Raw genomic sequence first — 26,332 nt, 5'->3', positions numbered from 1 at the left:
GCTAGAAAGGAAACAGGAAACCCCGCTGGTGGGCGGGGTCCTGGTGATCTGCCAGATTGCCGGCCAGTGGCCGGCACCACCACATCAGTGGGCCGGCACGACCTGGGCACTGCCCACCGGATTGCGCGGGTCGCTGCCGCCGAACAGCTTGTTCGCCTTGCGGTCCCATTCCACGGTCTGCAGGTTGCCCCACACGTGGCTGGAACCGCGACCGCCGGCGGCGACATTGCCCGGCAGGTCGATCCTGTGGCCCATCGCCTGCAGCTGCTTCACCGTCGCCGCGTCGAACGCATCGTCCTCGGCTTCGATCAGGTCCGGCAGCCACTGGTGGTGGTAGCGCGGCAGCGCGGCAACCTGCTGCGCGTCCAGGCCGGCGTCGTAGCCGAGGATGCCCAGCAGCACCATGGTGATGATGCGGCTGCCACCCGGAGTGCCCAGCACGATCACCTTGTCGCTGTTTTCCATGAAGGTCGGCGTCATCGAGCTGAGCATGCGCTTGCCCGGCTTCGGCGCATTGGCCTCGTAGCCCATCACGCCGAAGGCATTGGGCGTACCCGGCTTCAGCGCGAAATCGTCCATTTCGTTGTTCAGCAGCACGCCGGTGCCCTTGGGAATGAGCCCCGAGCCGTACAGCAGGTTGACGGTCTGGGTGGCGCCGACGCGGTTGCCGTCGCGGTCGATGATCGAGAAGTGCGTGGTCTCGTCGTCCTCCAGCGGTGTCGGGTTGCCCGACAGCAGGTCGCTGGGCGTGGCCTTCTCCGGATGGATGGTCGCGCGCAGGCCCTGTGCGTAGTCCTTGCTGGTCAGCACCTTCTGCGGGATCTGCACGAAGTCCGGATCGCCGAGGAAGAACGTACGGTCGCGGTAGGCGCGGCGCATCGACTCCACCACCAGGTGGGTACGGTGCGCCGGATCCATCTTCCTGATGTCCCAGCCTTCCAGGATCTGCAGCATGCTGGCCAGCGCGATGCCACCGGACGACGGCGGCGGCGCGGTGGTGATCTTCCAGCCGTTGTAGTTGAACACGATCGGCTCGCGCTGCTTCACGCGATAGCCGGCCAGCTCTTCGGCGGTCCACCTGCCGCCGGCCTGCCTGACGCCCGCCAGCAACAGCTTTCCGGTCTGGCCCTTGTAGAAGCCGTCGAAACCTCCAGCGGCCAGGCGCTCCAGCGTCTGCGCCAGCTCCGGCTGCTTGAACAGGTCACCGCTGGCGATCGGCTTGCCGTTGCGCAGATAGACTTCACGCGTGCCGGGATAGCGCTCCATCACTTCACGGCGCGACGCGTAGCCCTTGGCCATGCGCTCGTACACCGGAAAACCTTCGCGTGCGATGCGGATGGCCGGCTGCAGCGAGGCCGACAACGGCAGCTTGCCATGCCTGGCCGACAGTTCGACCAGCGCTGCGGGCAGGCCCGGGATGCCGGCCGACCACGCACCGTTGACCGAGCGGTCGCGGTCGAGGTTGCCCTGCTTGTCGAGGAAGGCCTGCGGCGTGGCCGCCGCCGGCGCGGTCTCGCGCGCATCCAGCATCACGTCCTTGCCGGTGGCCGCGTCGTGCAGCAGGAAGAAGCCGCCACCGCCCAGCCCGGAGCTGATCGGCTCGACCACCGCCAGCGTGGACGATACCGCCACCGCCGCATCGAAGGCGTTGCCGCCCTGCGCCAGGATATCGATGCCGGCCTGGGTGGCCAGCGCGTGGCCGCTGGCAATGGCCGCGCCATCGGGGCGTTCGGCACGGGCCGGGCCGTCGGCCCAGGCAACCGGGCTCAGCAGCAGGCCGAGCAGCAACATGGGGCGGACGATCAGCGTCTTCATTCGGATGGGGGCTCCGCGTAGAGTTCGGGGTGATCGTGCTGCAGTTGGCGCAGCTTGGCCAGCAACTGGTCTTCCGTTTCCACGATCTCCGGATCCGGGTCGATGCACTCGACCGGGCAGACGACCACGCACTGTGGTTCGTCGAAATGGCCCACGCATTCGGTGCAGCGGGCAGGGTCGATCACGTAGATGGTTTCACCCATCGAAATGGCCTGGTTCGGGCAGGCCGGCTCGCAGACGTCGCAGTTGACGCAGAGCTCGTTGATTTTCAGCGACATGGCGATACTCCTCGCCCGCGCCTTGGGACAAAGGACCGGCCAGCGCGGGCGCGCGGGCCGGTCAGGTCATCAGCGGCGCCCTTGCAGGACGCCGCCCGGGCCATGCCGGGGCATGGCCGCCATGGCTCGGTATTACTTGGCTTCGACGAAAATGTACTCGGCGCCGGTCGGCTGGATCGCCGCCTGCACGCGGGCGTTGTCGGCCGACTGGCCGATGAAGACGACGCGCACGCCCTTCATCGAATCCGGCGACACGTCCTTGAACACGGCCTGGATCATGTCAGCCATCTTGCCCGAGGCCGACGAACCGAAGGCCAGCATGTTGCCCGGCTGCACGCCACGGGCCACGGCCTGGGTCGCGCTCTCGGTCTGGCGCTCGTACTTGGCCTGGAAGTCCGGGTCCGATTCCGGCGAGAGGTAATACAGGAACGGGCTGTTGGTGATGTTGCCCATGTTCTGGATCGCCACTTCCTGCAGGTACTTCTTCCAGCCGGCATCGTCATCCTTGGCCGGAGCGACCAGGGCCTGCTTGGCTTCGTCGACCGGAGCGGCCTCTTCCTTCTTGCAGGCGGTGAAGGCCAGGGCCAACGAAGCGATCAGCATCGCGCGCATGGTGGTGTTCATGGGTTTCCTCCCGGAATGGTGCGTGGTGGTGTACGTAATGGGGTGCCGGTACTGCGGACTTACTGCTGTGCCGCCTTCGCTTCGCGGACCTTGCGCAGGGCTTCGAGCACCGCGGCCGGCACGAAACCGGACACGTCGCCGCCCAGGCGCGCGATCTCGCGGACCAGCGAGGACGAAATGAAGCTGTGCTGCTCGGCCGGGGTCAGGAACAGGGTCTCGACCTCGGGGATCAGGTGGCGGTTCATGCTGGCCATCTGGAATTCGTACTCGAAGTCGGACACCGCGCGCAGGCCGCGCAGCAGCACCCCGCCCTGGACCGAGCGTACGAAATGGGCCAGCAGGGTATCGAAGCCGATGACCTCGACGTTGCCATGGTGGCCCAGCGCGCCCCGCGCCAGCTGCACGCGCTGCTCCAGCGGCAGCGCCGGGCCCTTCGACGGGCTCTGCGCCACGCCGACCACGACCTTTTCGAACAGCGGCGCGGCCCGGCTCACAAGGTCGATGTGACCGTTGGTGATCGGGTCGAACGTGCCGGGATAGACGGCGATGCGGCGGTTGGCCACGGTCATGGGCGGTAGCAGATGTTCAGATGAGGTCAAAGTGTAGCAGTGGCACGGCGGTACAGGGCAAAGCGCACCTCACGGGTGCCTCCCTCGCGGTGCAGCAGCCAGTCTGGCGGCAGCACCGGCACGTGGCCGGCCGGCGATTCCAGGTACAGCCAGGCGTCGGCTGCAAGGTGCCGCGGCAGCTGGGCCAGCACGTCCTGCCACAGGCCATCGGCGAATGGCGGGTCGATGAACACCAGATCGGCCTGCTGCGCGGGCGCGCCCTGCAGCCAGCGCAGGGCATCGGCCTGCACGACGGTGATCTGGTCCACGGCCTGCAGCTTGGCGACGGTGGTGGTCAGGTTGCGTCCCAGCTGCGCATCGCGCTCGACCAGGGTGGCGTGGGCGGCACCGCGCGAGACCGCTTCCAGGCCCAATGCGCCGCTGCCGGCGAACAGGTCCAGCACCCGCGCCCCGCCCAGCTTGGGCATCAGCCAGTTGAACAGGGTTTCGCGCACGCGGTCGCTGCTGGGTCGCAACCCCGGCAGGGTCGGCACCGGCAGGCGGGTATTGCGCCAGCGACCGCCGATGATGCGGACCTGGCCATCATTGCCCCCGCGGCCGCTCACCGGCGCCCCCGGCGGGGTTCATTCGAGAATTTCAGCATGAGCGGGATTGTAGTTCGGCCGGGCGGCGCCCGGCACCCGCAGAAGCCACAGCAACGGCCGAAGCAACTTCAAAAGCTGGTTCCCTGGGGGTTGGCGGGGTGGGTCAGGTTGTGGGGGACGCCGTGAACCCGTCCATGGGGGCTTGGCCGCGGCATCCATGCCGCGGACACCCCCACAACCTGACCCACCCCGCCTTCGACAGTTTCCTGCGATCTGCCGAAGGGCTCTTGGGGTCAGATCCGTTTTCCTGCGGAAAACGGATCTGACCCTGGATTGGATTTCGATATCTGAGAGATTTCATCCACGCATGGCGTGGATCTACTGGCCGCCAGCCAACTGTCGAAGACGGGGCACCGTGGGTTTGCGGGGTGTGAGCGGCATGGATGCCGCGACCAAGCCCCCATGGATGGGTTTACGGCGTCCCCGCAAACCCACAGTGCCCCGCCATCCCAAGGATAGCCCGCTGTTGCTATTGCTGTTGCTGTTGCTTCGGCCCCGGCGGGTGCAGGGCTGCAAGCCCTGCCGACCAACCCCTTGATTTCGGGACAATCAGCCATACCCCTTGGCGAGGCCGCACGCGCTGGCGCGGCATTGCACATGGAGCCCTATCGATGACCGAGACCACCCAGACCGAAACCCTTGGCTTCCAGACCGAAGTCAAGCAGCTGCTGCAGCTGATGATCCACTCGCTGTACTCCAACAAGGAAATCTTCCTGCGCGAGCTGGTCTCCAACGCCGCCGACGCCGCCGACAAGCTGCGCTTCGAGGCCCTGACCCAGCCGGCGCTGCTGGAAGGCGACAGCGAACTGCGCGTGCGCGTCAGCTTCGACGCCGCCGCCCACACCATCACCATCGAAGACAACGGCATTGGCATGAGCCGCGCCGAAGCCATCGCCCACCTCGGCACCATCGCCAAGTCCGGCACCGGCGACTTCCTGCGGCAGCTGTCCGGCGACCAGAAGAAGGATTCGCAGCTGATCGGCCAGTTCGGCGTCGGCTTCTACAGCGCCTTCATCGTCGCCGACGAAGTGGAAGTGACCTCGCGCCGCGCCGGCCTGGCTGCAGCCGAAGGCGTGCGCTGGACCTCGCGTGGCGAAGGCGATTTCGAAGTGGCCACCGTGGACAAGGCCGAGCGCGGTACCCGCATCGTGCTGCACCTGAAGGACGGCGAGCACGACTTCGCCGATGGCTGGCGCCTGCGCAGCATCCTCAAGAAGTACTCCGACCACATCGGCCTGCCGATCCAGATGCCGAAGGAAGGCGAAGAAGGCGCCGCCGTCGAGTGGGAGACCGTCAACCGCGCCAGCGCGCTGTGGACCCGCCCGCGCACCGAGATCAGCGACGCCGAGTACACCGAGTTCTACAAGCACGTGGCGCACGACCACAGCGAGCCGCTGGCGTGGAGCCACAACAAGGTCGAGGGCAAGCTGGAGTACACCTCGCTGCTGTACGTGCCCGGCCGCGCGCCGTTCGACCTGTACCACCGCGATGCGCCCAAGGGCCTGAAACTGTACGTGCAGCGCGTGTTCGTGATGGACCAGGCCGAGCAGTTCCTGCCGCTGTACCTGCGTTTCATCAAGGGCGTGGTCGATTCCAACGACCTGTCACTGAACGTCTCGCGCGAGATCCTGCAGTCCGGCCCGGTCATCGACTCGATGAAATCGGCGCTGACCAAGCGCTCGCTGGACATGCTGGAGAAGCTGGCCACCGACAAGCCCGAGCAGTACGCCACGTTCTGGAAGGAATTCGGCCAGGTGCTGAAGGAAGGCCCGGCCGAGGACTACAACAACCGCGAGAAGGTGGCCGGCCTGCTGCGCTTCGCCTCCACCCGTGGCGACGGTGATGCGCAGACCGTGTCGCTGGCCGACTACATCGGCCGCATGACCGAAGGCCAGGACAAGATCTATTACCTGACCGGCGAGAGCTACAGCCAGGTGCGCAACAGTCCGCACCTGGAAGTGTTCCGCAAGAAGGGCGTGGAAGTGCTGCTGCTGACCGACCGCATCGACGAGTGGCTGATGGGCTACCTGACCGATTTCGACGGCAAGGGCTTCGTCGATATCGCCCGTGGCGATCTCGACCTGGGCGCACTGGAAACCGATGCGGACAAGCAGGCACAGGAAGCGGCAGCGAAGGACAAGCAGGGCCTGGTCGAGCGGCTCAAGACGGTCCTGGGTGACGAAGTGGCCGAGGTGCGCGTGTCGCACCGCCTGACCGATTCGCCGGCGGTGCTGGCCATCGGCGAGCAGGACCTGGGCCTGCAGATGCGCCAGATCCTGGAAGCCAGCGGGCAGAAGGTGCCGGACAGCAAGCCGGTGCTGGAGATCAACCCGGGCCATCCGCTGATCGCCAAGCTCGACGCCGAAGCCGATGGCGCGCGCTTCGACGACCTCGGCCGGGTGCTGTTCGACCAGGCCGCGCTGGCCGCCGGTGACAGCCTGAAGGACCCGGGTGCCTATGTGGCGCGCCTGAACAAGCTGCTGCTGGAGTTGTCGGCCTGATCGACAGATCGGGTGCCGGGCAGCGCCCTGATGGAGGCCAACCCTGGTTCACGCGCTTTTGTAGGGGCGAGCCATGCTCGACTGCTCCATGAGTGCCAACCAAGGTTGGCATCTACCAGGGCGGGTTGTTCAGGCCTCGCGATCCAGCAGCGCCCCCAGCATCTGGTCCTGGCGGCGGATCAGCGTGGCATTGGCGGCGAAGGCCACTACTTCGGCCTTGGCCGCCAGCAGATCGCCCAGCGGTGCGCCCGGATCGGGGTCGGTGGTGGTCACCGCCGTCGCCACCCCGCCCTGCTCGGCGGCACTGCGCTGTACCTGCAGGCGCCGGGCATCGGGGGTCGCCAGGTTGGCCACGTTGTGCGCGGCCACCTGCACGCCCTGCTGGGCCGCGCGCATGCCCCCCAGAGCGGTTCCAATCACGTTGTCCATGGCGGTCTCCGGGCCGCACGCCGCAGCCCTCCTGACCGGTTAACGGCCGGCACGCCGCAGCCTTGAGTCCACATCGGCCCGACAGGCCCGAGTGGTAGCATATCCCTCTGATTTCAGCGCCTTTTGCCAATGCTCAGTTTTTTCCGCCGCAAGAAGCCCCAGGATGCCCCCACCACGGAGGCACCCAAGACCCAGCACTACTCGGCTGAAGAGCTGGCGGCGGCGTTCCCGTCGGCCGCCCCGGCCGAGGACGCACCCACCGCCTCGGTGGTCGAAGCCAAGGCACCGGCGCCTGCACCGGAACCGGCCCCCGTCGCCGTACAGGCCCCCGTCGCCGAAGTGCCTGCCGTGCCAGCTGCGCAACCGGCCACCGCGTCCGAGGACGTCCAGGCTGAAGCGCTCGCTGCGGCCGCTGTGCTGGCCCCTCTGGCTCCGGTCATTCCGGTCGAGGAACCAACCGCCCCGGCCACCGACCTGCCGGCGCTGGTGGATGCCCCGCCGGCGCCCGCTGGCAAGCCCGGCTGGCGCGAACGCCTGCGCAACAGCGTCATCGCGCGCAGCTTCGGCGGCCTGTTCTCGCGCAACCCCAAGCTCGACGACGATCTGCTGGACGAGCTGGAAACCGCCCTGATCACCGCCGACGTCGGCGTGGGCGCCACCACCGATCTGGTCGAGGGCCTGCGCAAGCGCATGAAGTCGCGCGAGTTCGCCGACGCCAATGCGCTGCTGGCCGCGCTGCGCGCCGAGCTGATCGCGATCCTGCAGCCGGTGGCCAAGCCGCTGGTGATCGACCGCAACGCCAAGCCCTTCGTGGTGCTCACCGTCGGCGTCAACGGCGTCGGCAAGACCACCACCATCGGCAAGCTGGCCAAGCGCTTCAAGGATGACGGCCACAGCCTGATGCTGGCTGCCGGCGATACCTTCCGCGCCGCCGCCGTGGCCCAGCTGCAGGCCTGGGGCGAGCGCAATGGCGTGACCGTGGTCGCGCAGGGGCAGAACGCCGATGCCGCTTCGGTGGCGTTCGACGCACTGCAGGCCGGCAAGGCCCGCGGCACCTCGGTGCTGATTGCCGATACCGCCGGCCGCCTGCATACCCAGTCCGGCCTGATGAACGAGTTGGGCAAGATCCGCCGCGTGCTCGGCAAGATCGACCCCACCGCCCCGCACGAAGTGCTGATGGTGATCGACGGCACCACCGGCCAGAACGCGCTGTCGCAGCTGCGCCAGTTCAATGCCGCAGTGAACGTGACCGGCCTGGTGGTGACCAAGCTAGACGGCACCGCCAAGGGCGGCGTGGTGTTCGCGCTGGCCCGCGAGTTCGGCATTCCGATCCGCTTCGCCGGCATCGGCGAGCGCCCGGAAGACCTGCGCGTGTTCGATCCGGAAGCCTTCGTCGACGCCCTGCTGCCTGAAGCATTGGGCGCCTGATAGATCGCGCAGCCACCGCAATCTGGTGCAGCCCTCCATGGGATGGCTCTACCAGGGCGAAGCAGAGCCACCCCATGGGTGGCTGCCTCCTTCCGGAACACTCATGCACCGCCAGCCGCACGCCAGCGCCGACACTGCCCAGGAAGACGACTTCGTCGCCCGCCTGCTGCACTGGTTCGACGACCACGGTCGCCATGACCTGCCCTGGCAGCACCCGCGCAGCCCCTACCGGGTCTGGTTGTCGGAGATCATGCTGCAGCAGACCCAGGTGGCCACGGTCATCCCGTATTTCCAGCGGTTCCTGCAGCACTTCCCGACCCTGCCCGAGCTCGCCGCCGCCAGCAATGACGCGGTGATGGCGCAGTGGGCCGGGCTCGGCTACTACGCCCGTGCACGCAACCTGCATGCCGCGGCAAAGCGCTGCGTGGAACTGCACGACGGCGACCTGCCGCGCGATTTCGATGCATTGCATGCCCTGCCCGGCATCGGCCGCAGCACCGCTGCCGCCATCCTCAGCCAAGCCTGGAACGACCCGTTCGCGATCCTTGACGGCAACGTCAAGCGCGTACTCAGCCGCTATCACGGCATCGACGGTTTTCCCGGCCTGCCAGCCATCGAGAAACAACTGTGGGCGATTGCCGAGGCGCACGTCGCGCAGGTGCCAGCCGGGCGCATGGCCGATTACACGCAGGCGCAGATGGACCTGGGCGCGACGGTATGCAGCCGGGCCAAGCCGGCCTGCGTGATCTGCCCGCTGCAGGACGCATGCGTGGCGCGGCGCGAAGGCCGCACCGCTGAACTGCCCACGCCCAAGCCCAGCAAGACCCTGCCCGAACGCGAAGCAGTTGCACTGCTGCTGCGCGACGCCCAGCAGCGCGTGCTCCTGCAGAAGCGGCCGGACACCGGCATCTGGGCGCAGCTGTGGACGCTGCCGCAGGCCGAGGCCGGCAGCGACCTGCAGGACTGGTTCGACGCACATGTCGACGGCTCGCTGGAAGATGCAGAAGAACTGCCGGTGCTGCAGCACACCTTCAGCCACTACAGGCTGCACCTGCAGGTATTGTCACGGAGGGTGCGCGGCCTGCGCGTGGAAGAACCCACGCTGCGCTGGGTCGCCAGCGACGAGCTGCCCGCATTGGGCCTGCCGGCACCGATCCGCAAACTGCTCGACGGCGCCACGATCAAGACGCCGAAACGAAATTCCAGCAAACCCCGCAACCACGAGTGAATCCCATGCCCCGAACCGTCTTCTGCCAGTACGAACAACGCGATGCCGAGGGCCTGGACTTCGTGCCCTACCCCGGCGAGCTGGGCCAGCGCATTTTCAACAACATCGGCAAGCAGGCCTGGGCGGCGTGGCTAGCCCACCAGACCATGCTGATCAACGAGAACCGGCTGTCGCCGCGCACGCCGGAACATCGTGCGTTCCTTGAAGGCGAACTGGTCAAGTTCCTGTTCGAGAAGGACGCGGAAAAGCCCGCCGGCTTCACCCCGGAAGCCTGACCCACAGGTAGTGCCGGCCGCTGGCCGGCATCGCGCAGATGCCAGGTTGCCGGCCAGCGGCCGGCACTACCGCGCTATTTCGCGTTTTCCTCGCGCTCCTGCACCTGCGCCTGTCGCAGTTCCTGCTCGGACGCGCGCAGGGCCTTCACGTCCAGCTTGCGGATGCTGTTGATGAAGCACGGCAGGCGCGGCCCGCCGGTGGGGTCGCGCACCAGCACCTTGTCAAAGCGCGACGACACACGGCCCATGCTGCTGGTCAGGCCGATGGCGGTCGCATATGGCAGGTCCTGGCAGGGACCATTCAACTCCAGCAGATAGGCTTCGCTGGGACGGGTCCACACCGCCAGCGCACTGTCGCCCAGCTCGGTCCAGCCATTGAGGCTGCCAAAGAACTGCATGTCGTTCTGCGGCGCGCCGGCGTGGGCACGGTACAGATCCAGTTTCTCGGTACTGCTGAGCCGGCCGGTGGTCGCACAGGCGGCCAGTGCCAGGCAGAGTCCGGCCATCAGCATCGGGGTCTTCATGGCGATCTCCTCGGGGAACTGTCGCCATCATGCGCCTGGGCTGGCAATGCCGGCGCGACGGCTCGCGCCCCATTCAGCCGCCGGTCGGCGGCTACTGGCGGACCACGGTAGACGCCAACCCTGGTTGGCGCTTGCCCTGCAGGAGCAGCCGACCAAGGTCGGCTTCCACCAAAGCGGTCCCAGCGCTCAGACGTCGGCGTGGGCCAGTGCGTGCAGGCGCCCTTCGCGCAGCTCCAGCACCCGGTCCAGGCGCCGCGCCAGGCTGCGGTCGTGGGTCACCAGCACCAGACTGGTATGGCGCGCGCGGTTGAGTTCCAGCATCAGCTCGAACACGGTGCCGGCGGTGCGGTCATCCAGGTTGCCGGTCGGCTCGTCGCCGAGCACGCAGGCCGGATGATTGACCAGCGCGCGCGCCACTGCAGCACGTTGGCGTTCGCCACCGGACAGCTCGCCCGGCTTGTGGTCCAGGCGATGGCCGAGGCCGACCGCTTCCAGCAGCGTAGTGGCCCGGCTGCTCGCCTCGGCCACGGCGGTGCCGGCCAGCAGCACCGGCATCATCGCGTTTTCCAGCGCCGTGAACTCCGGTAGCAGGTGATGGAACTGGTAGACGAAGCCCAGCGCCTGGTTGCGCAGCAGGCCGCGCGCGGTATCCGACAGCGCCGACATGCGCTGGCCGGTCACATACACTTCGCCGGCAGTCGGAATGTCCAGGCCGCCCAGCAGGTGCAGCAGCGTGCTCTTGCCGGCACCGGAGGCGCCGATGATCGCCACCGTCTCGCCAGCAGTCACGGTCAGGTCCAGCCCATCGAACACCGGGGTCTGCATGCGCCCTTCGGCATAGGTCTTGCCCAGCGCTTCGGCGCGGATCACTTCATCGCCGCGGTTGACGACCTTATTCATAACGCAGGGCCTCCGCCGGCTGGGTGCGTGCCGCCCGCCAGGCGGGATACAGGGTTGCCAGGAAGCTCATCAGCAGCGCGACCACGGTGATCGCCACCACGTCGCCGGTCTGCATGTCGGTCGGCAGGCCGGTGATGTAATAGACGTCCTCCGGCAGAAGCTTGACGTTGAACACGCTTTCGATGGCGCCGAGGATGCGTTCCAGGTTGAGGGTCAGGGTGATGCCGCCGATCAGGCCGGCCAGCGTGCCGAAGATACCGATCAACGAGCCCTGCACCATGAACACCTGCATCACCCCGCCCGGGGTCAGGCCCAGCGTGCGCAGGATGGCAATGTCGGCCTGCTTGTCGGTCACCAGCATCACCTGCGAGGACACCAGGTTGAAGGCACCCATGGCGATGATCAGCGACAGCAGGATGCCCATCACCACCTTCTCCATGCGCAGCGAGTGGTAGAGGTTGGCGTTCTGCTGCGTCCAGTCACTCACGCGGTAGGCGCCACCGAGGCTCTGCGCCAGGTCCACGCCCACTTCCAGCGAGCGGTCCATGTCGTGCAGCTTCAGCCGCACGCCGGTGGCGCCGTCACTGCGCAGAACACGCTCCAGGTCCTGCATGTTGGCGAAGCCGACGCCGCGATCGACCTCGTTGTACCCGGCCTCGAAGAGGCCGCTGACGGTGAAGCGTTTCATCCGCGGCACCGCGCCGGCCGGCGTGCCCTGCACTTCGGCAAACGTCACCAGCACCTGGTCGCCAACGTCCACGCCCAGCCAGACCGCCAGCTCCTTGCCCAGCAGCAGGTTGAAGCTGCCCGGCTTGAGGCTGTCATAGCTGCCCTTGGTGACCTTCTTGTCGATCACCGAGACGTTCGGCTCCAGCGCCGGATCGATGCCCTGGATGATCGCGCCCTGCACGCGCGGGCCGCTGATCATCGACTGGATCTCGATGTACGGCGCGGCGCCGGCCACCCGCGGGTCCTTCTTGGCCACGTCGACCACCCGCATCCAGTCCGGCATCGGTTCGCCGTCGCGGCTGATGGTGGTATGGGCGGTCATCTGCAGCAGGCGGCTGCGGATTTCCTTCTGGAAACCGCTCATCACCGCCAGGGTGGTGATCAGCACCGTAACGCCGAGCGCGATGCCCAGGATCGATGCCATCGAGATGAAGGAGATGAAGCCGTTGCGGCGCTTGGCGCGCAGGTAGCGCAGGCCGATGGCCACGGGAATGGGTTTGAACATGCAGGCACGCCGGTCAATTCAGCTTATGGTGCCATCGACCGGGGCTGACGGGAAACGCTGCGTGCGGCCACGGCCAGTCGCAGTTCACGTTGCTGCCCGGAATCGAGCACATCCGGCCAGAACAGCAGGCGCCGGCGGCGCCGATCCTCACGCCACAGCAACAACAACCATGGGCCACGCACCACCAGCCGTGGCGTATCGACGTCCCGCCCGGCCACCTGCAATGGCCCGGGAAGCGGCGGAAGACGCACCTGCACGCGTGGCCTGCGCTGGCGCCAGGCCAGTTCGACCAAGCCGACGCCCCAGGCCAGCAGCAGCGCGGGCATCAGCAGCCGCGCAGGCAGATCCGAGGCGCGCAACAACCAGGGGGAGGCCAGCAGCACCGCCAACTGGGCGGCGGCCTGCAGCCGCGAGGGGCGCCACTCAAGGCTTGAGGGCGAGGATCTTCTGCATGAGGGGGATCGCGTGCGCATGTGGGCAAGCCTCATAGCCCATGAACCAGCGCCACAACTTATCGTCCTCGCAATCGAGCAGGAACAGGAAAACCTCGCGCTCTCCGGTCGGTGCAGTGCTCCACTCACGGTCCAGGTAGCGGCCGAACAGCTGGTCCAGTTCGCGCATGCCGCGGCGGCAGCGCCAGCGCAGCTTCTTCAGCAGGACATCGTCTTCCATCGTGCTTCTCCAGATACAGCAAAGCCACGCATGGCGTGGCTCTACTGAGGTGGTGCAGCCACGCGTAGCGCGGCTCCACCGGGTACAGCCAGGCCTGATCAGGCGCGGCGTTCCATCATCAGCTTCTTGATCTCGGCGATCGCCAGCGCCGGGTTCAGGCCCTTCGGGCAGGTGCGGGCGCAGTTCATGATGGTGTGGCAGCGATACAGCTTGAACGGATCTTCCAGATCGTCCAGGCGCGCACCGGTGTCCTCATCGCGCGAGTCGATGATCCAGCGGTAGGCCTGCAGCAGGATTGCCGGGCCCAGGTAACGCTCGCCGTTCCACCAGTAGCTCGGGCAGCTGGTCGAGCAGCAGGCGCACAGGATGCACTCATACAGGCCGTCCAGCTTCTTGCGGTCTTCCGGCGACTGCAGGCGCTCACGGTCCGGCGGTGCCGGGGTCTGGGTGCGGATCCACGGCTTGATCGAGGCGTACTGCGCGTAGAAGTGGGTCAGGTCCGGAACCAGATCCTTGACCACGTTCATGTGCGGCAGCGGGTAGATCGGCACTTCCTTCTTGCCGCAGTCCGAGATGGCTCGGGTGCAGGCCAGGGTATTGGTGCCGTCGATGTTCATCGCGCACGAACCACAGATGCCTTCGCGGCACGAGCGGCGGAAGGTCAGGGTCGGGTCGATCTCGTTCTTGATCTTGATCAGGGCGTCCAGGACCATCGGGCCACAGGCATCCAGATCGACTTCATAGGTATCGGTGCGCGGGTTGCTGTCGTCGTCCGGACTCCAGCGGTAGATCTTGAAGGTGCGCACGTTCTTGCCGCCGTTCTTGACGGGGAAGTGCTTGCCCTTCGTGATCTTGGAATTCTTGGGGAGTGAAAACTCGGCCATGGCTGCTCTCGTTGGCTCAGGCGGCCCGCGCCCGTGGGCGCGGATTGCATGGTAGGCGGGGTCGGATCAGTACACGCGCGGCTTCGGCGGCACCACGGACACGTCGTCGGTCAACGTGTACATGTGCACCGGACGGTAGTCGAAGCTGCACTTGCCCTTCTCGTCGACGCTGACCAGGGTGTGCTTCTGCCAGTTGACGTCGTCGCGGTCCGGATAGTCCTCGTGCGCATGCGCACCACGGCTTTCCTTGCGCTGTTCGGCCGAGTTGATCGTCGCCACCGCGTTGAGCAGCAGGTTGTTCAGCTCGTAGGTCTCGATCAGGTCCGAGTTCCAGACCAGCGAACGGTCGGAGACCTTCACGTCCTGGAACGAGTCGAAGATCTTGTCCATCTTCTCGCAGCCTTCCTTCAGCGTCTGGCTGGTACGGAAGACCGCCGCGTCGGCCTGCATGGTGCGCTGCATGCGATCGCGGATGACCGAGGTCGGGGTATCGCCGTTGGCGTGGCGCAGCTTGTCCAGCAGGCCCAGCGCCTTGTCGCAGGCATCGGCCGGCAGCGGCTTGTGCGCGGCACCCGGCTTGATGGTCTCGGCGCAGCGGTTGGCCACCGCACGGCCGAACACCACCAGGTCCAGCAGCGAGTTCGAGCCCAGGCGGTTGGCGCCGTGCACGGACACGCAGGCCGCTTCGCCGATGGCGTACAGGCCCGGCACCACGGCATTGTCGTTGTCGCCGACCTTCTGCACCACTTCACCGTGGTAGTTGGTCGGGATGCCGCCCATGTTGTAGTGCACGGTCGGAATGACCGGGATCGGCTGCTTGTGCACGTCGACGCCGGCGAAGATGCGGGCGCTCTCGGCGATGCCCGGCAGCTTCTCGTCGATCACGCCCGGGCCGAGGTGGGTCAGGTCGAGCAGGATGTGGTCCTTGTGCTCGCCGACGCCGCGGCCTTCGCGGATCTCGATGGTCATCGAACGGCTGACCACGTCGCGCGAGGCCAGGTCCTTGTAGTGCGGTGCATAGCGCTCCATGAAGCGCTCGCCGCTGCTGTTGCGCAGGATGCCGCCTTCACCGCGGACACCCTCGGTGATCAGGCAGCCGGCGCCGTAGATGCCGGTCGGGTGGAACTGCACGAACTCCATGTCCTGCATGGCGATGCCGGCACGCATGGCCAGGCCGCCACCGTCGCCGGTGCAGGTGTGCGCCGAGGTGGCGCTGAAGTAGGCACGGCCGTAGCCGCCGGTGGCCAGTACCACGCCCTGGGCGCGGAACAGGTGCAGCGTGCCATCGGACATGTCCAGGGCCAGCACGCCGCGGCAGGCGCCTTCGTCGTCGAAGATCAGGTCAAGCGCGAAGTACTCGATCATGAAGCGCGCATCGTGCTTCAGCGACTGCTGGTACAGGGTGTGCAGCATCGCGTGGCCGGTACGGTCGGCCGCCGCGCAGGTACGCTGCGCCGCCGGGCCTTCGCCGTACTTGGTGGTCATGCCACCGAACGGGCGCTGGTAGATCTTGCCTTCGGCGGTGCGCGAGAACGGCACGCCGTAGTGTTCCAGTTCGATGATGGCCGGGATGGCCTCACGGCACATGTACTCGATGGCGTCCTGGTCACCCAGCCAGTCCGACCCCTTGATGGTGTCGAAGAAGTGGTAGCGCCAGTCGTCCTCGCCCATGTTGCCGAGTGCGGCCGAAATACCGCCCTGGGCGGCAACGGTGTGCGAACGGGTCGGGAAGACCTTGGTCAGGCACACGGTCTGCAGGCCCTTGGCGGCCAGGCCGAACGTGGCGCGCAGGCCGGCACCGCCGGCGCCGACCACGACCATGTCGTACTTGTGTTCGGTGATCTTGTAAGCGGACATCTAATCTGGATTCCTGTGTAGGTGCCTGGGCTCAGGCAACGCCGAGGGCGATGCGGCCCACCGCAAACACACTGACGATCATGCCGAGCACGGCGACGAACTTCACCGCGGTCTGCAGCACCAGGGCCAGCAGCGATTCGTGGATATAGTCTTCCAGCACGACCTGCATGCCGAGCTGCGCGTGCCAGAACATGGCGATCAGCAGGCCGATCAGCGGCACTGCATTCCACGGCTTGGCCACGGCGGCGGCGGCGGTCGCGTAGTCCGAGCCCAGCAGGCCCAGCACGAAGACCAGGAACCAGATGCCCAGCACCACCAGCGCGGCGGCGGTCAGGCGCTGGTGCACGAAGTGCTCGGTGCCGGTCTTGGCCGAGCCCAGGCCGCGCACGTTCTTCAGCGGGGTACGGAACTTGCTCACGCGGCACCTCCGAACATCACATAGGCCCACACCAGCAGGGTGATCACCAGGCTGCCGGTGACCGACAGCCAGCTGCTGCGGATGAAGGCGGGGATGCTGAAGCCGATGGCGAAGTCCTGCACCACATGGCGGATGCCATTGCACAGGTGATAGGCGAACGACCATGTCCACGCGAACAGGAACACGCGGCCATACCAGGCCCCGGCATGGCCGGTGAAGCAGTTCCAGGATTCGGGCCCCATCATCAGGGCCAGCAGGCCGGCAGCGATGATGAGGGCACCAACAGACAGAAAGATGCCGGTGGCTCGATGCAGGATCGAGGTGGCCATCTGAATCTGCCAGCGATACACCTGAAGGTGCGGGGAAAGTGGGCGTTGTCTGGTCGCCATTCGCTGGGCTCGTTGTCTCGGCTGGGCGGCACGCGGCCGCGTTGGCTCAATGCTGATCAGAAATCGATGCAGCGTCCGTTTTTCTCCCAATCGCCATACCGCACCGGATCAAGTCCGCCGCGGCCGCCGAATTCCTCTGCTTTTTCCTGTTCCACGGGCACGGGTGCCGCGGGGACCAGCGGGGCTTCAGATTCGTCGTCGGGAGTGGGGGTTGTTTGGCCTATCATGTTCGGTCTCGCAACGCACAAATTTTAGACCTCGTTCACGTGCCTGACAACCTGCCCCCTGCTTTCGTCGGATATCCGCGCCTGCCCGGCCACCAGCTGCTGAGCCTGCAGGGCCCGGATGCGGCCGTCTTCGCCCACGCCCAGTTCAGCAGCGACGTCACCGCCCTGCCCCTGCTGCACTGGCAGTGGAGCGCCTGGCTGAGCGCCAAGGGCCGCACCCTGGCGGTGTTCCAGCTGCTGCGATTGTCTGATGACCAGGTGATGCTGGTGCTGGCAGATGGCGATGCCGATGCGATTGCGTCGCAACTGCAGCGCTTCGTGTTCCGTCGCAAGGTGAAGGTACAGGTGCGCAGCGATCTGGCCGTGGCCGGTGCGTTCACTGCGCCCGAGGCTGCCAGCGGCGCCGCGATCGCGCGCGCTGCAGGTGACGGCTGGGAGCTGGACCTCGGCAGCGACGCCCTGCCGCGCACCCTGCGCATTGGGGCGGCGGACGCCGTTGCATCCGGCAGCGAAACCGATCAGGCCGCCTTCGCCCTCGCCTGGCGCCAGGCCGACCTGCGCTACGGATTGCCGCGCTTGGACGAGAGCCAGCGCGAAGTGTGGACCCCGCAGCAGCTGGGCCTGGACCGCCTGAATGGCTACAGCGTGAAGAAAGGCTGCTACCCGGGCCAGGAAATCGTCGCCCGCACCCACTTCCTCGGCAAGGCGAAGCGCGCGGTGCAGCTGCTACACACCGCGGCACCGGCACAGGCCGGCGATGGCGTGCTGCAGGACGGCGCGACGCTGGGCACGATCGCCAGCGTGGCCGGTGACCTGGCGCTGGCGGTGCTGCCGCTGGAAGCCAGTGACGCCGACCTGCAGGTGGGCAGCGCCACCGCCCAGCGCGTGCCGTTGCTGGACGGGCTGGCGCGCTGAATGAGTGGTAGTGCCGGCCGCTGGCCGGCAACCACGCATGATTGAGGTTGCCGGCCAGCGGCCGGCACTACCGGTTACAGGCGCTCGCCGCTCTCTGCGTTGAAGAAATGCAGGCCCTGCGGGTGAATCGCCACGCGGATCTGCTCGCCCACTGCTGGCAGCGCCTGCGGTGCCACGCGCATGGTCAGCGCATGCTGGCCACTGCTCAGATTGACGAAGATCTCGTTGCCGACCGGCTCGATGCCTTCAATGCGCGCGATGAACGCATGCGCGTCATCGGCAGCAGCAGGCTGCAGGTGCTCCGGCCGCACGCCGACCGCGATCGGCTTCTGCAGCCACGCTGGATTGATCGTGGCCTGTCCCAGTGGCGCGCGCCATTCGCCGTCGACCACGCTCACGCCGCCGGCATCGCCCTGCAGCGTGCCACGCAGCACGTTCATCGCCGGGCTACCGAGGAAACCGGCCACGAACAGGTTGGCCGGGCGGTCGTACAGCGCCATCGGCGTATCGATCTGCTGGATGATGCCGTCCTTCAGCACCACGATGCGCTGGCCCAGCGTCATCGCTTCAACCTGGTCGTGCGTCACGTAGATCATGGTGGTGCCCAGCTTGCGGTGCAGCTGCGCGATCTCGGTACGCACGCTGTGGCGCAGCTTGGCGTCGAGGTTGGACAGCGGCTCGTCGAGCAGGAACACCGCCGGCTCGCGCACCAGCGCCCGGCCCAGTGCCACGCGCTGACGCTGGCCACCGGACATCGCCTTGGGCAGCTTGTCCATCATCTCGGTCAGGCCCAGCGTCTGCGCCGCCTCGGCAATGCGCTTGTCGATGGTCGCCTTGTCATGCCCGCGCAGCTTCAGGCCGAAGGCCAGGTTCTCGGCCACGGTCATGTGCGGGTACAACGCGTAGCTCTGGAACACCATGGCGATGTCGCGATCCTTCGGCGCCACGTCGTTGACCACGCGATCGCCGATGGTCAGCGTGCCGCCGCTGATCTCTTCCAGGCCCGCCACCATCCGCAACAGGGTCGACTTGCCACAGCCGGACGGACCGACCAGCACCATCAGCTCGCCATCGGCGACCTCGAAGCTGGCGTCCTTCACCGCGACCTGGCCGTTGTCGTAGACCTTGCGCACACCCTGCAACTGCACTTTTGCCATATCACCTATCCGGTCCGCCCGAAGCCGGGCTGTCTTTTGGGACTGCCTCGGCCCTCCCGATGGCAGTGATGATTGCGCGCCTGCCGCATGACGGCGAGCACTGCAATCGAATACAGTTGCCCATTCTGCCATGTAAACGTTTTCACGTGGCACTATCCGATGATCGGTGCGCACCGATCTGCGTCGGCGGTTGAACGAAGGTTCCGCCGAGGTAGTGGTTTCGAATGGAACGGTCTTCCGCAACCTTGGAGATCGCCCCTGACGATCCTCGGACAGGCAGTTGCGCGGATGTCCCCCGAACCCAGCCATGAAGCGATTGACAACGATGTCACCCGGATCTGAAACTCGAGCGATGCACGACACCCTCTTCCTGTTCGGTGCCACAGGTGATCTGGCCCAGCGCTACCTGTTCCCTTCGCTGCTTCGCCTGCTCGGCGACGGCCTGCTGCCGGAGGACTTCCGCGTCCGCGCACTGGCCCTGTCCGGGCATGACACCGAAGCCTTCCATGACATCCTGCGGCCGCGCCTGCAGCAGGCCATGCCGATGGCCACGCAGGACGACATCGCTGCCCTGCTGCGCCGCATCGACTACCGTTCGGTGGACCTGCGCGACGTCGACTCGGTTGCCGCTGCGGTCTCCGATCTGGTGCACCGCAAGTGCGTCAGCTACCTCGCCATTCCGCCGGGCCTGTACATTTCCACCTGCGAAGGCCTGGCCAGGGGCGGCGCCCTCGCCGCGCCGGCACGCCTGATGCTGGAGAAGCCGATCGGCAGCGACAGCGAGAGCGCCGAGGAAATCATCAGCACCATCGGCCAGTGGATCGACGAGGACCGCGTGTTCCGCCTCGACCATTACCTGGGCAAGGCGGCAGTGCAGAACCTGATCGCGCTGCGCTTCGGCAATACGCTGCTGGAAGCGGTGTGGAACCGCAACTACATCGAATCGGTGCATATCCTGGTGGCCGAGAGCGAAGGCGTGGATGGCCGTGATGCCTACTACGCCCGCTCCGGCGCGCTGCGCGACATGGTGCAGAGCCACATCCTGCAGCTGCTGTGCATGGTGGCGATGGAGCCGCCGGCGTCGCTGGAAGCCGACCGCATCCGCGACGAGAAGGTCAAGGTGCTGCGCGCCCTTCGCCCGCTCGACGCGAAGCACGCCGCGCGCGACAGCATCCGCGGCCGCTACACCGCCGGCACCATCAACGGCCAGCCGGCGCAGGCCTACCAGCCGCCGGAAGGCAGCGACGTGGAAACCTTCGCCGGTGTCACCGCGCATATCGACAACTGGCGCTGGAGCGGCGTGCCGTTCCACCTGGTCACCGGCAAGCGCCTGCCCGAGCGCACCACCCGCGTGGTGGTCACGCTGAAGCCGGTCACCCACTGGCTGTTCGAGCGCCCGCAGCGCGCGCAGGCCGCACCGAACCGCCTGGTGTTCCAGCTGCAGCCGCAGGAGAACATCGAACTGGGCCTGATGAGCAGCCTGGCCGGCCCGGAATGGGGCGCGCTGGAACTGCATCCGCTGGAACTGGAACTGTCGGTGCCAACCGGCCTGCATCGCCGCATCGCTTACGAACGCCTGTTCCTGGACGCCTTCAATGGCAACCACACGCTGTTCGTGCGCGACGACGAAGTGCGCGCCGCGTGGGCCTGGATCGACAGCGTCGCCGACGCGTGGAAGGACGCCAAGCTCCCGCTGGAGCCCTACCCCGCCGGCCAATGGGGCCCGAGCAATGCCGGCGAGTTCCTGCCGCAGGGCGTGGACGCACCGGACAGCGGAGCGTCGGCATGAGTGCCAGCTCGCAGCCGGTGCTGGTGGCCGACATCGGTGGCACCAATGCCCGCTTCGCCCTGGCAGACACCTCGCAGGACGCACCTCTGCAGAAGGACAGCATCCGCGAGTACGCGGTGGCGGAGTTCCCTTCGCTGGGTGATGCCGCGCGCCACCATCTGGAACAGATCGGCGCCACCGCAAGCCGCGGCGTGTTCGCAGTGGCCGGTCGCGTTGATGGTGACGAAGCACGCATCACCAACCATCCGTGGGTGATCTCGCGCAGCCGCACCGCGGCGATGCTCGGTTTCGACGAGCTGCACCTGATCAACGACTTCGCCGCACAGGCGATGGCGATCTCGCTGCTGCAGCCCGAGGACGTGGTCCAGGTCGGCGGTGCCGCCTGGGTACCGGGCAAGCCGGGCCAGCCGCGCAACTACGCAGTGATCGGGCCGGGTACCGGCCTCGGCGTGGGCGGCCTGATCATGCGCCACGGCCGCTGCTACCCGCTGGAAACCGAAGGCGGCCATGTCAGCTTCCCGCCGGGAACCCCGGAAGAGATCCGCATCCTGGAGATCCTGTCCGAACAGTTCGGCCGTGTCTCCAACGAGCGCCTGATCTGTGGCCCCGGCCTGGTCAACATCCACCGCGCCGTGTGCGAGATGGCCGGTATCGACCCGGGCCAGCTGCAGCCGGTGGACGTGACCGCCCGTGCCCTGCACGGTGATCCGCAGGCAATGCGCACCGTGGACGTGTTCTGCGCCGTGTTCGGCGCCATCGCCGGTGACCTGGTGCTCACCCAGGGCGCCTGGGATGGCGTGTTCCTGACCGGTGGCCTGACCCCGAAGATGCTCGATTCGCTGCAGCACTCCGGTTTCCGCCAGCGCTTCGAACACAAGGGCCGCTTCTCCTCGATCATGGCGCGCGTACCCTCATTGGCGGTGATGCATCCCCACGCCGGATTGCTGGGCGCCGCCGCCTATGCCACCGACGCCGAACGTGACGCACCAGGAGTTGCCGCATGAACCCCAGCTTCCACGACGATCGCATCGAGTTCATCCAGCACGGCGACGCCGACGGCTGGATCGAAGCGGTGGCCGCTGAGATGGCACGCACCCTCAACCACGACATCAATGAAGTGGGCCGCGCCCGCATCCTGTTGTCCGGCGGCACCACGCCGGCTCCGGTCTACCAGGCACTGGCCGAGCTGGACGTGCACTGGGACCGGGTTGAAGTGAGCCTGGCCGACGAGCGCTGGCTGTCGCCGCAGGATCGCGACAGCAACGCCTGGCTGGTGCGCGAGCACCTGCTCAAGCGTACCGAGGGCGCCCACTTCGATCCGCTGGTACGGATCGGCAAGCCACTGCCCGAATGCGTGTATACCGCCAACCTGCAGGCGCAGCACAGCCAGCCGCCGAGCCTGGTAGCGCTGGGCATGGGCAACGACGGGCACACCGCCTCGCTGTTCCCTGGCTCGAAAGACCTCGCACGCGCACTGGAAAGCACCCTGCCCTATGCCGCGCTGGATGCCACCGGCTGCCCAGGCGCGAACCAGTGGCCGCTGCGCATCACGCTGACCCCGCACGGCCTGCGCCAGTGCCGCCAGCGCCTGTTGCTGCTGCGCGGCAAGCAGAAGCTGCAGGTACTGCGCCAGGCGCTGGACAGCAACGATGCCCAGCAGTATCCGATCCTCAATGCGATCAACCTGGAAGGCGCGCGCCTGCGCGTCCACTGGGCTGATTGATGTCGGCGGCGGCGCCGTGCCGCCGCTTGCCTCTCGCCACCACGAATGCCGGTAGCCAATGAGCCTCCATCCTCAACTGCAAGCCATCACTGAGCGCGTCATCCGCCGCAGCGCCGCCTCGCGCGCCGCCTATCTGGCCGCGATCGATGCCTCCCTGCGCGAGGGCCCGTTCCGCAGCCGCCTGAGTTGCGGCAACCTCGCCCACGGGTTCGCCGCCTGCGGCGGCACCGACAAGAGCCGCCTGCGCGGCGGCGTGACGCCGAACCTGGGCATCATCACCGCCTACAACGACATGCTCTCGGCGCACCAGCCGTTCGAGACCTATCCCGAACAGATCCGCGGCATCGCCCGCGAGCTGGGCGCCACCGCACAGGTCGCCGGCGGCGTCCCTGCGATGTGCGACGGTGTCACCCAGGGCCGTGGTGGCATGGAGCTGTCGCTGTTCTCGCGCGATGTCATTGCCCAGGCCACGGCCATCGGCCTCAGCCATGACATGTTCGATACCACCGTCTACCTCGGCGTGTGCGACAAGATCGTGCCGGGCCTGCTGATCGGTGCGCTGGCCTTCGGCCATCTGCCGGCGGTGTTCGTACCGGCCGGCCCGATGACCCCGGGCATCCCGAACAAGCAAAAGGCCGAAGTGCGCGAGCGCTACGCCGCCGGTGAGGCCACCCGCGAAGAGCTGCTGGAAGCCGAGTCCGCGTCGTACCACGGTGCGGGCACCTGCACCTTCTACGGCACGGCCAACTCCAACCAGGTGCTGCTGGAAGCCATGGGCGTGCAGTTGCCGGGCGCCTCGTTCGTCAATCCGGGCACGCCGCTGCGCGACGCCCTGACCCGCGAGGCAACCGAACGAGCGCTGGACATCACCGCACTGGGCGACGACTTCCGCCCGCTGGGCCGGATCATTGACGAGCGCGCGATCATCAACGCGGTCATCGCGCTGATGGCCACTGGCGGTTCGACCAACCACACCATCCACTGGATCGCGGTGGCGCGTGCGGCCGGCATCGTGCTGACCTGGGACGACTTCGACGAACTGTCGCAGCTGATTCCGCTGCTGGCCCGTGTCTATCCGAACGGCGAGGCCGACGTGAACCGTTTCGCGGCCGCTGGCGGCCCGGCCTTCGTGTTCGGCGAGCTGATCAAGGCAGGCCTGATGCACGGCGACCTGGTCAGCGTGGCGCGTGGCGGCATGGCCGACTATGCGCGCGAGCCGCAGCTGCGTGACGGCCGGCTGGTCTACCTGCCGGGCCTGGAACACAGTGCCGATGACGAAGTGGTGCGTGGCGTCGACAATCCGTTTGAGCACCAGGGTGGCCTGCGCCTGCTGCGCGGCAACCTCGGCAAGTCGCTGATCAAGCTGTCGGCGGTGAAACCGCAGTACCGAACGATCGAAGCACCGGCGGTGGTGGTCGATGCACCGCAGGTATTGAACAAGCTGCACGCCGGTGGCCTGCTGCCGCAGGACTTCGTGGCGGTGGTGCGTTACCAGGGCCCGCGTGCCAACGGCATGCCCGAACTGCATTCGCTGGCACCGCTGCTGGGCCTGCTGCAGAACCAGGGCCGGCGCGTGGCGCTGGTCACCGACGGCCGCCTGTCCGGTGCCTCGGGCAAGATCCCGGCGGCCATCCATGTGACCCCGGAAGCGGCGCGCGGTGGCCCGCTGGCCAAGGTCCGCGAGGGCGACATGATCCGACTCGACGGCGAGGCCGGCACGCTGGAAGTGCTGGTGGACGCGGCGGAATGGGCAGCACGTCCGCTGGCACCGAACACCGCGCCGGCCGCGCATGACCTGGGCCGCAACCTGTTCGCGATCAACCGTCGCGTGGTGGGCCCGGCCGACCAGGGCGCGATTTCGATTTCGTGCGGGCCGGCGGCGGCCGATGGCGGGCCGTGGGACTACGACGCGGAGTATGAGCTGGGGCACGATGCCGCAGCGGCGGCGGCGCCGCATGAGGCAAAAGACGCCTGAAGCGAAAAGCCGCGGCAGGCTTCCCGACCTGGGCAGTAGAGCGCCCTGGCCGGGACACGCCGTAAACCCCCTACGGGGCCGGCCCAACCGCTGGCGGTTGGGCGTTCGGGCGCTTGCACAGCGGTGCTTCGCAAGCGAAGCGCCCTCACCCATGGGGGCTCGGTCGCGGCATCCATGCCGCTCACGGTCCCGGCTGGGGCTGACCGCGCCCTTCTGACACTCTCCGGCGCATCAATGCCGCGAAGTGATCACTGAAAATCAAATTCGACAGCAAAGGCAGAAGCAGAGCTATGGGTATCGAACAACATCAGGTGAAGGCGGCGGAGCTGTTGCATGCGGCGGGCATCCTGCCGGTGGTGACGATTCATACGCTGGACCAGGCCCGCGCGGTGAGTGCGGCGCTGCTGGAAGGTGGTCTGCCGGCGATCGAGCTGACGCTGCGCACGCCGGTGGCGATGGAAGCGCTGGCAACGCTCAAGCGTGAGCTGCCGGACGTGGTGGTGGGTGCCGGTACGGTGCTGACCGTGGAGCAGATGCAGCAGTCGATCGATGCGGGCGCGGACTTCCTGGTGACCCCGGGTACGCCACCGGCGCTGGCCGATGCGCTGGCGGCGGCACCGCTGCCGGTAGTGCCGGGTGCGGCCACGCCGACCGAACTGCTGTCGCTGTATGCGCGCGGCTTCCGCGTATGCAAGCTGTTCCCGGCCACAGCCGTGGGCGGGCTGGCGATGATCAAGGGACTGGCCGGCCCGGTGGCGGACCTGAAGCTGTGCCCGACCGGCGGCATCACCGAAAACACCGCCGCCGAGTACCTCGAGCAGAAGAACGTGGTCTGCATCGGCGGTTCGTGGATGGTGCCGGGCAACTGGATCGCCAACGGCGAATGGGACAAGGTGCGCACCAGCGCCGCTGACGCGGCGAAGATCATCAAGCGCGTGCGCGGCCACTGAGCCCGACGCAGCTGCAGAGCCGAGCCCATGCTCGGCTCCGCGCCCGCAGGCCGGAAAGCAGCCGAGCATGGGCTCGGCTCTACATTTCCTCTATCGGCAGTGACGGCGCACGGAACCTGTCGATGGCCCTGCGGAAGGCTCAACCGTTGGCCAAAACCCTTACAACGGCCGCGCCGGATCCACCAGCCCGTACTGGCTGGCCATGCGCGCCAGCGCGATGTTGTCGTGGATCCCCATCTTCTCGAACAACCGCGCCTTGTGCGTGTTCACCGTCTTCGCACTCAGGCTCAGGCGCCGCGCGATGTCTTCTTGGCGCAGGCCCTGGGTCAGCAGCAATGCCACTTCCAGTTCTCGCGGCGACAGGCTGTCGAACGGCGAACCATTGCCCTCCACCGTCGACAAGGCCAGGTTCTGCGCGATGCTGGTGCCCAGGTAGCGACGGCCCATGGCCACATCGCGCACCGCGCGCAGCAGCTCCTGTGCATCGCAGCCCTTGCCGATGTAGCCCGCGGCCCCCGCCTCCAGCAAGCGCTTCGGCAGCGGCCCGTCTTCCAGCACCGACACGATCACCACGCGGGTGTTGCGGTGGCTGCGGACGATGCGCTCGGTCACTTCCATGCCACTCACACCGGGCAGGTGCAGGTCGCACAGCACCACGTCCGGCAGCAGCTGGCGGACGTCGCGCAGTGCGTCTTCACCCGTCTCGGCTTCGCCCACCACCTCGATGTCGGTCTCCCCCGACAGGATCATCTTCATCCCGGTGCGGACCAGCGCATGGTCATCCACCAGGTAGACTCGAATCGTCATTCACGTACCTCTTCGAATGCGGCCATTGCAGGTCAAGCTAGGCAGGGCGCCGATATCCCTGCAAGCGCGTTCGGGACGCGGTCCAGGCGTTCTGCCTTGCGCATCACAGTAACGCGCGTT

At 67.2% G+C, this 26,332-nt stretch carries 28 protein-coding genes; 10 read left to right on the top strand and 18 right to left on the bottom strand.

What is annotated here, in order from left to right; all coding sequences use genetic code 11:
• Window positions 1–84: 84 nt before the first annotated feature.
• The 5 genes from ggt to rsmD form a co-directional block, all read right to left on the bottom strand.
• Window positions 85–1,815 (bottom strand): gamma-glutamyltransferase, encoded by a 1,731-nt coding sequence (ggt, locus tag ACMGRF_RS06115; RefSeq protein WP_414485709.1) that lies wholly within the window; start codon window positions 1,813–1,815, stop codon window positions 85–87.
• The gene (locus tag ACMGRF_RS06110) at window positions 1,812–2,093 is read right to left on the bottom strand and encodes a YfhL family 4Fe-4S dicluster ferredoxin (RefSeq protein WP_010484376.1); all 282 of its coding nucleotides are present in this window, start codon (window positions 2,091–2,093) and stop codon (window positions 1,812–1,814) included. The genes ggt and ACMGRF_RS06110 overlap by 4 nt, the downstream gene beginning before the upstream one ends.
• A 132-nt stretch (window positions 2,094–2,225) precedes the next feature.
• On the bottom strand, window positions 2,226–2,717 hold the full coding sequence (locus ACMGRF_RS06105) for a hypothetical protein (protein WP_005409092.1): 492 nt from the start codon (window positions 2,715–2,717) through the stop codon (window positions 2,226–2,228).
• 59 nt (window positions 2,718–2,776) lie between these two features.
• Window positions 2,777–3,286, bottom strand: a complete 510-nt coding sequence (coaD, locus tag ACMGRF_RS06100) for a pantetheine-phosphate adenylyltransferase (RefSeq protein WP_049413313.1) — start codon at window positions 3,284–3,286, stop codon at window positions 2,777–2,779.
• A 26-nt stretch (window positions 3,287–3,312) separates the two neighbouring features.
• On the bottom strand, window positions 3,313–3,891 hold the full coding sequence (gene rsmD / locus ACMGRF_RS06095) for a 16S rRNA (guanine(966)-N(2))-methyltransferase RsmD (protein WP_049435227.1): 579 nt from the start codon (window positions 3,889–3,891) through the stop codon (window positions 3,313–3,315).
• Window positions 3,892–4,541: 650 nt separating this feature from the next.
• Here rsmD and htpG point away from each other — a divergent pair.
• Window positions 4,542–6,431, top strand: coding sequence for a molecular chaperone HtpG (gene htpG / locus ACMGRF_RS06090; RefSeq protein ID WP_100477926.1), 1,890 nt, complete (start codon window positions 4,542–4,544; stop codon window positions 6,429–6,431).
• 129 nt (window positions 6,432–6,560) lie between these two features.
• Here htpG and ACMGRF_RS06085 read toward each other — a convergent pair whose 3' ends face one another.
• Entirely contained in the window at window positions 6,561–6,860 is a 300-nt protein-coding gene (locus ACMGRF_RS06085; protein ID WP_180881158.1) for a hypothetical protein, read from the bottom strand.
• A gap of 129 nt (window positions 6,861–6,989) precedes the next feature.
• Here ACMGRF_RS06085 and ftsY point away from each other — a divergent pair, with 129 nt between their 5' ends.
• The 3 genes from ftsY to ACMGRF_RS06070 all read left to right on the top strand — a co-directional run bounded on the left by ftsY (window position 6,990) and on the right by ACMGRF_RS06070 (window position 9,791).
• Complete coding sequence (gene ftsY, locus ACMGRF_RS06080; protein WP_414485708.1) at window positions 6,990–8,288, top strand: signal recognition particle-docking protein FtsY; 1,299 nt, start codon at window positions 6,990–6,992, stop codon at window positions 8,286–8,288.
• Window positions 8,289–8,391: 103 nt separating this feature from the next.
• Window positions 8,392–9,516, top strand: a complete 1,125-nt coding sequence (mutY, locus tag ACMGRF_RS06075) for an A/G-specific adenine glycosylase (RefSeq protein WP_180881156.1) — start codon at window positions 8,392–8,394, stop codon at window positions 9,514–9,516.
• A gap of 5 nt (window positions 9,517–9,521) precedes the next feature.
• On the top strand, window positions 9,522–9,791 hold the full coding sequence (locus tag ACMGRF_RS06070) for an oxidative damage protection protein (RefSeq protein WP_014036808.1): 270 nt from the start codon (window positions 9,522–9,524) through the stop codon (window positions 9,789–9,791).
• 74 nt (window positions 9,792–9,865) lie between these two features.
• Here the strand turns inward: ACMGRF_RS06070 and ACMGRF_RS06065 are convergent, their stop codons facing one another.
• From ACMGRF_RS06065 to ACMGRF_RS06020, 10 genes are all read right to left on the bottom strand, one after another.
• Entirely contained in the window at window positions 9,866–10,315 is a 450-nt protein-coding gene (locus ACMGRF_RS06065) for a DUF6491 family protein (protein ID WP_111190742.1), read from the bottom strand.
• A 186-nt stretch (window positions 10,316–10,501) separates the two neighbouring features.
• A complete protein-coding gene (gene lolD, locus ACMGRF_RS06060) occupies window positions 10,502–11,215 on the bottom strand; it encodes a lipoprotein-releasing ABC transporter ATP-binding protein LolD (RefSeq protein WP_099486934.1) in 714 nt (237 codons plus the stop codon).
• Complete coding sequence (locus ACMGRF_RS06055; protein WP_414485707.1) at window positions 11,208–12,449, bottom strand: lipoprotein-releasing ABC transporter permease subunit; 1,242 nt, start codon at window positions 12,447–12,449, stop codon at window positions 11,208–11,210. The genes lolD and ACMGRF_RS06055 overlap by 8 nt, the downstream gene beginning before the upstream one ends.
• 23 nt (window positions 12,450–12,472) lie before the next feature.
• The gene (locus tag ACMGRF_RS06050) at window positions 12,473–12,922 is read right to left on the bottom strand and encodes a hypothetical protein (RefSeq protein ID WP_414485706.1); all 450 of its coding nucleotides are present in this window, start codon (window positions 12,920–12,922) and stop codon (window positions 12,473–12,475) included.
• On the bottom strand, window positions 12,873–13,121 hold the full coding sequence (locus tag ACMGRF_RS06045) for a succinate dehydrogenase assembly factor 2 (protein ID WP_049413478.1): 249 nt from the start codon (window positions 13,119–13,121) through the stop codon (window positions 12,873–12,875). The genes ACMGRF_RS06050 and ACMGRF_RS06045 overlap by 50 nt, the downstream gene beginning before the upstream one ends.
• Before the next feature lie 98 nt (window positions 13,122–13,219).
• On the bottom strand, window positions 13,220–14,005 hold the full coding sequence (locus tag ACMGRF_RS06040; protein ID WP_005409079.1) for a succinate dehydrogenase iron-sulfur subunit: 786 nt from the start codon (window positions 14,003–14,005) through the stop codon (window positions 13,220–13,222).
• Window positions 14,006–14,071: 66 nt separating this feature from the next.
• Window positions 14,072–15,862: a succinate dehydrogenase flavoprotein subunit gene (gene sdhA, locus ACMGRF_RS06035; RefSeq protein ID WP_014036803.1), complete on the bottom strand. Its 1,791-nt coding sequence runs from the start codon at window positions 15,860–15,862 to the stop codon at window positions 14,072–14,074.
• 31 nt (window positions 15,863–15,893) lie between these two features.
• On the bottom strand, window positions 15,894–16,280 hold the full coding sequence (sdhD, locus tag ACMGRF_RS06030) for a succinate dehydrogenase, hydrophobic membrane anchor protein (protein WP_005409077.1): 387 nt from the start codon (window positions 16,278–16,280) through the stop codon (window positions 15,894–15,896).
• Window positions 16,277–16,669, bottom strand: coding sequence for a succinate dehydrogenase, cytochrome b556 subunit (sdhC, locus tag ACMGRF_RS06025; protein WP_049413479.1), 393 nt, complete (start codon window positions 16,667–16,669; stop codon window positions 16,277–16,279). Before sdhC ends, sdhD begins: the two co-directional genes overlap by 4 nt.
• A 56-nt stretch (window positions 16,670–16,725) precedes the next feature.
• On the bottom strand, window positions 16,726–16,896 hold the full coding sequence (locus ACMGRF_RS06020; RefSeq protein ID WP_005409075.1) for a DUF1674 domain-containing protein: 171 nt from the start codon (window positions 16,894–16,896) through the stop codon (window positions 16,726–16,728).
• 39 nt (window positions 16,897–16,935) lie between these two features.
• Here ACMGRF_RS06020 and ACMGRF_RS06015 point away from each other — a divergent pair, with 39 nt between their 5' ends.
• Window positions 16,936–17,811 carry a YgfZ/GcvT domain-containing protein gene (locus ACMGRF_RS06015; protein WP_414485705.1) on the top strand — a complete coding sequence of 292 codons (876 nt, stop codon included), beginning with the start codon at window positions 16,936–16,938 and terminating at the stop codon, window positions 17,809–17,811.
• A gap of 74 nt (window positions 17,812–17,885) precedes the next feature.
• On the opposite strand, the gene ACMGRF_RS06010 is transcribed toward ACMGRF_RS06015, so the two are convergent.
• Window positions 17,886–18,968, bottom strand: coding sequence for an ABC transporter ATP-binding protein (locus ACMGRF_RS06010; protein WP_049413484.1), 1,083 nt, complete (start codon window positions 18,966–18,968; stop codon window positions 17,886–17,888).
• Window positions 18,969–19,320: 352 nt separating this feature from the next.
• Between ACMGRF_RS06010 and zwf the strand changes: the two genes are divergently transcribed.
• The 5 genes from zwf (at window position 19,321) to eda (ending at window position 25,405) form a co-directional block, all read left to right on the top strand.
• A complete protein-coding gene (zwf, locus tag ACMGRF_RS06005; RefSeq protein ID WP_049413486.1) occupies window positions 19,321–20,757 on the top strand; it encodes a glucose-6-phosphate dehydrogenase in 1,437 nt (478 codons plus the stop codon).
• Complete coding sequence (gene glk / locus ACMGRF_RS06000) at window positions 20,754–21,761, top strand: glucokinase (protein ID WP_049413489.1); 1,008 nt, start codon at window positions 20,754–20,756, stop codon at window positions 21,759–21,761. The genes zwf and glk overlap by 4 nt, the downstream gene beginning before the upstream one ends.
• Entirely contained in the window at window positions 21,758–22,480 is a 723-nt protein-coding gene (pgl, locus tag ACMGRF_RS05995; RefSeq protein WP_049413491.1) for a 6-phosphogluconolactonase, read from the top strand. Before glk ends, pgl begins: the two co-directional genes overlap by 4 nt.
• A gap of 58 nt (window positions 22,481–22,538) precedes the next feature.
• Window positions 22,539–24,455, top strand: coding sequence for a phosphogluconate dehydratase (gene edd, locus ACMGRF_RS05990; protein WP_049413492.1), 1,917 nt, complete (start codon window positions 22,539–22,541; stop codon window positions 24,453–24,455).
• 290 nt (window positions 24,456–24,745) lie between these two features.
• On the top strand, window positions 24,746–25,405 hold the full coding sequence (eda, locus tag ACMGRF_RS05985) for a bifunctional 4-hydroxy-2-oxoglutarate aldolase/2-dehydro-3-deoxy-phosphogluconate aldolase (RefSeq protein ID WP_100477920.1): 660 nt from the start codon (window positions 24,746–24,748) through the stop codon (window positions 25,403–25,405).
• 159 nt (window positions 25,406–25,564) lie between these two features.
• Here eda and ACMGRF_RS05980 read toward each other — a convergent pair whose 3' ends face one another.
• Window positions 25,565–26,212 carry a response regulator gene (locus ACMGRF_RS05980; RefSeq protein ID WP_005416124.1) on the bottom strand — a complete coding sequence of 216 codons (648 nt, stop codon included), beginning with the start codon at window positions 26,210–26,212 and terminating at the stop codon, window positions 25,565–25,567.
• Between the last annotated feature and the right edge of the window lie 120 nt (window positions 26,213–26,332).

The organism is Stenotrophomonas sp. EMP41 (assembly GCF_047495535.1).
Taxonomy (GTDB): domain Bacteria; phylum Pseudomonadota; class Gammaproteobacteria; order Xanthomonadales; family Xanthomonadaceae; genus Stenotrophomonas; species Stenotrophomonas sepilia.
The sequence above is the reverse complement of the archived record's forward strand: the minus strand, read 5'-3'. Positions and strand labels throughout refer to the sequence as shown.

What these genes read in the sequence shown, in the direction of transcription:
- ggt (WP_414485709.1), bottom strand. Translation starts at nt 1,815, where the DNA reads ATGAAGACGCTGATCGTCCGCCCCATGTTGCTGCTCGGCCTGCTGCTG.
- ACMGRF_RS06110 (WP_010484376.1), bottom strand. Translation starts at nt 2,093, where the DNA reads ATGTCGCTGAAAATCAACGAGCTCTGCGTCAACTGCGACGTCTGCGAG.
- ACMGRF_RS06105 (WP_005409092.1), bottom strand. Translation starts at nt 2,717, where the DNA reads ATGAACACCACCATGCGCGCGATGCTGATCGCTTCGTTGGCCCTGGCC.
- coaD (WP_049413313.1), bottom strand. Translation starts at nt 3,286, where the DNA reads ATGACCGTGGCCAACCGCCGCATCGCCGTCTATCCCGGCACGTTCGAC.
- htpG (WP_100477926.1), top strand. Translation starts at nt 4,542, where the DNA reads ATGACCGAGACCACCCAGACCGAAACCCTTGGCTTCCAGACCGAAGTC.
- ACMGRF_RS06085 (WP_180881158.1), bottom strand. Translation starts at nt 6,860, where the DNA reads ATGGACAACGTGATTGGAACCGCTCTGGGGGGCATGCGCGCGGCCCAG.
- ftsY (WP_414485708.1), top strand. Translation starts at nt 6,990, where the DNA reads ATGCTCAGTTTTTTCCGCCGCAAGAAGCCCCAGGATGCCCCCACCACG.
- mutY (WP_180881156.1), top strand. Translation starts at nt 8,392, where the DNA reads ATGCACCGCCAGCCGCACGCCAGCGCCGACACTGCCCAGGAAGACGAC.
- ACMGRF_RS06070 (WP_014036808.1), top strand. Translation starts at nt 9,522, where the DNA reads ATGCCCCGAACCGTCTTCTGCCAGTACGAACAACGCGATGCCGAGGGC.
- ACMGRF_RS06065 (WP_111190742.1), bottom strand. Translation starts at nt 10,315, where the DNA reads ATGAAGACCCCGATGCTGATGGCCGGACTCTGCCTGGCACTGGCCGCC.
- lolD (WP_099486934.1), bottom strand. Translation starts at nt 11,215, where the DNA reads ATGAATAAGGTCGTCAACCGCGGCGATGAAGTGATCCGCGCCGAAGCG.
- ACMGRF_RS06055 (WP_414485707.1), bottom strand. Translation starts at nt 12,449, where the DNA reads ATGTTCAAACCCATTCCCGTGGCCATCGGCCTGCGCTACCTGCGCGCC.
- ACMGRF_RS06050 (WP_414485706.1), bottom strand. Translation starts at nt 12,922, where the DNA reads ATGCGCACGCGATCCCCCTCATGCAGAAGATCCTCGCCCTCAAGCCTT.
- ACMGRF_RS06045 (WP_049413478.1), bottom strand. Translation starts at nt 13,121, where the DNA reads ATGGAAGACGATGTCCTGCTGAAGAAGCTGCGCTGGCGCTGCCGCCGC.
- ACMGRF_RS06040 (WP_005409079.1), bottom strand. Translation starts at nt 14,005, where the DNA reads ATGGCCGAGTTTTCACTCCCCAAGAATTCCAAGATCACGAAGGGCAAG.
- sdhA (WP_014036803.1), bottom strand. Translation starts at nt 15,862, where the DNA reads ATGTCCGCTTACAAGATCACCGAACACAAGTACGACATGGTCGTGGTC.
- sdhC (WP_049413479.1), bottom strand. Translation starts at nt 16,669, where the DNA reads ATGGCGACCAGACAACGCCCACTTTCCCCGCACCTTCAGGTGTATCGC.
- ACMGRF_RS06020 (WP_005409075.1), bottom strand. Translation starts at nt 16,896, where the DNA reads ATGATAGGCCAAACAACCCCCACTCCCGACGACGAATCTGAAGCCCCG.
- ACMGRF_RS06010 (WP_049413484.1), bottom strand. Translation starts at nt 18,968, where the DNA reads ATGGCAAAAGTGCAGTTGCAGGGTGTGCGCAAGGTCTACGACAACGGC.
- zwf (WP_049413486.1), top strand. Translation starts at nt 19,321, where the DNA reads ATGCACGACACCCTCTTCCTGTTCGGTGCCACAGGTGATCTGGCCCAG.
- glk (WP_049413489.1), top strand. Translation starts at nt 20,754, where the DNA reads ATGAGTGCCAGCTCGCAGCCGGTGCTGGTGGCCGACATCGGTGGCACC.
- pgl (WP_049413491.1), top strand. Translation starts at nt 21,758, where the DNA reads ATGAACCCCAGCTTCCACGACGATCGCATCGAGTTCATCCAGCACGGC.
- edd (WP_049413492.1), top strand. Translation starts at nt 22,539, where the DNA reads ATGAGCCTCCATCCTCAACTGCAAGCCATCACTGAGCGCGTCATCCGC.
- eda (WP_100477920.1), top strand. Translation starts at nt 24,746, where the DNA reads ATGGGTATCGAACAACATCAGGTGAAGGCGGCGGAGCTGTTGCATGCG.
- ACMGRF_RS05980 (WP_005416124.1), bottom strand. Translation starts at nt 26,212, where the DNA reads ATGACGATTCGAGTCTACCTGGTGGATGACCATGCGCTGGTCCGCACC.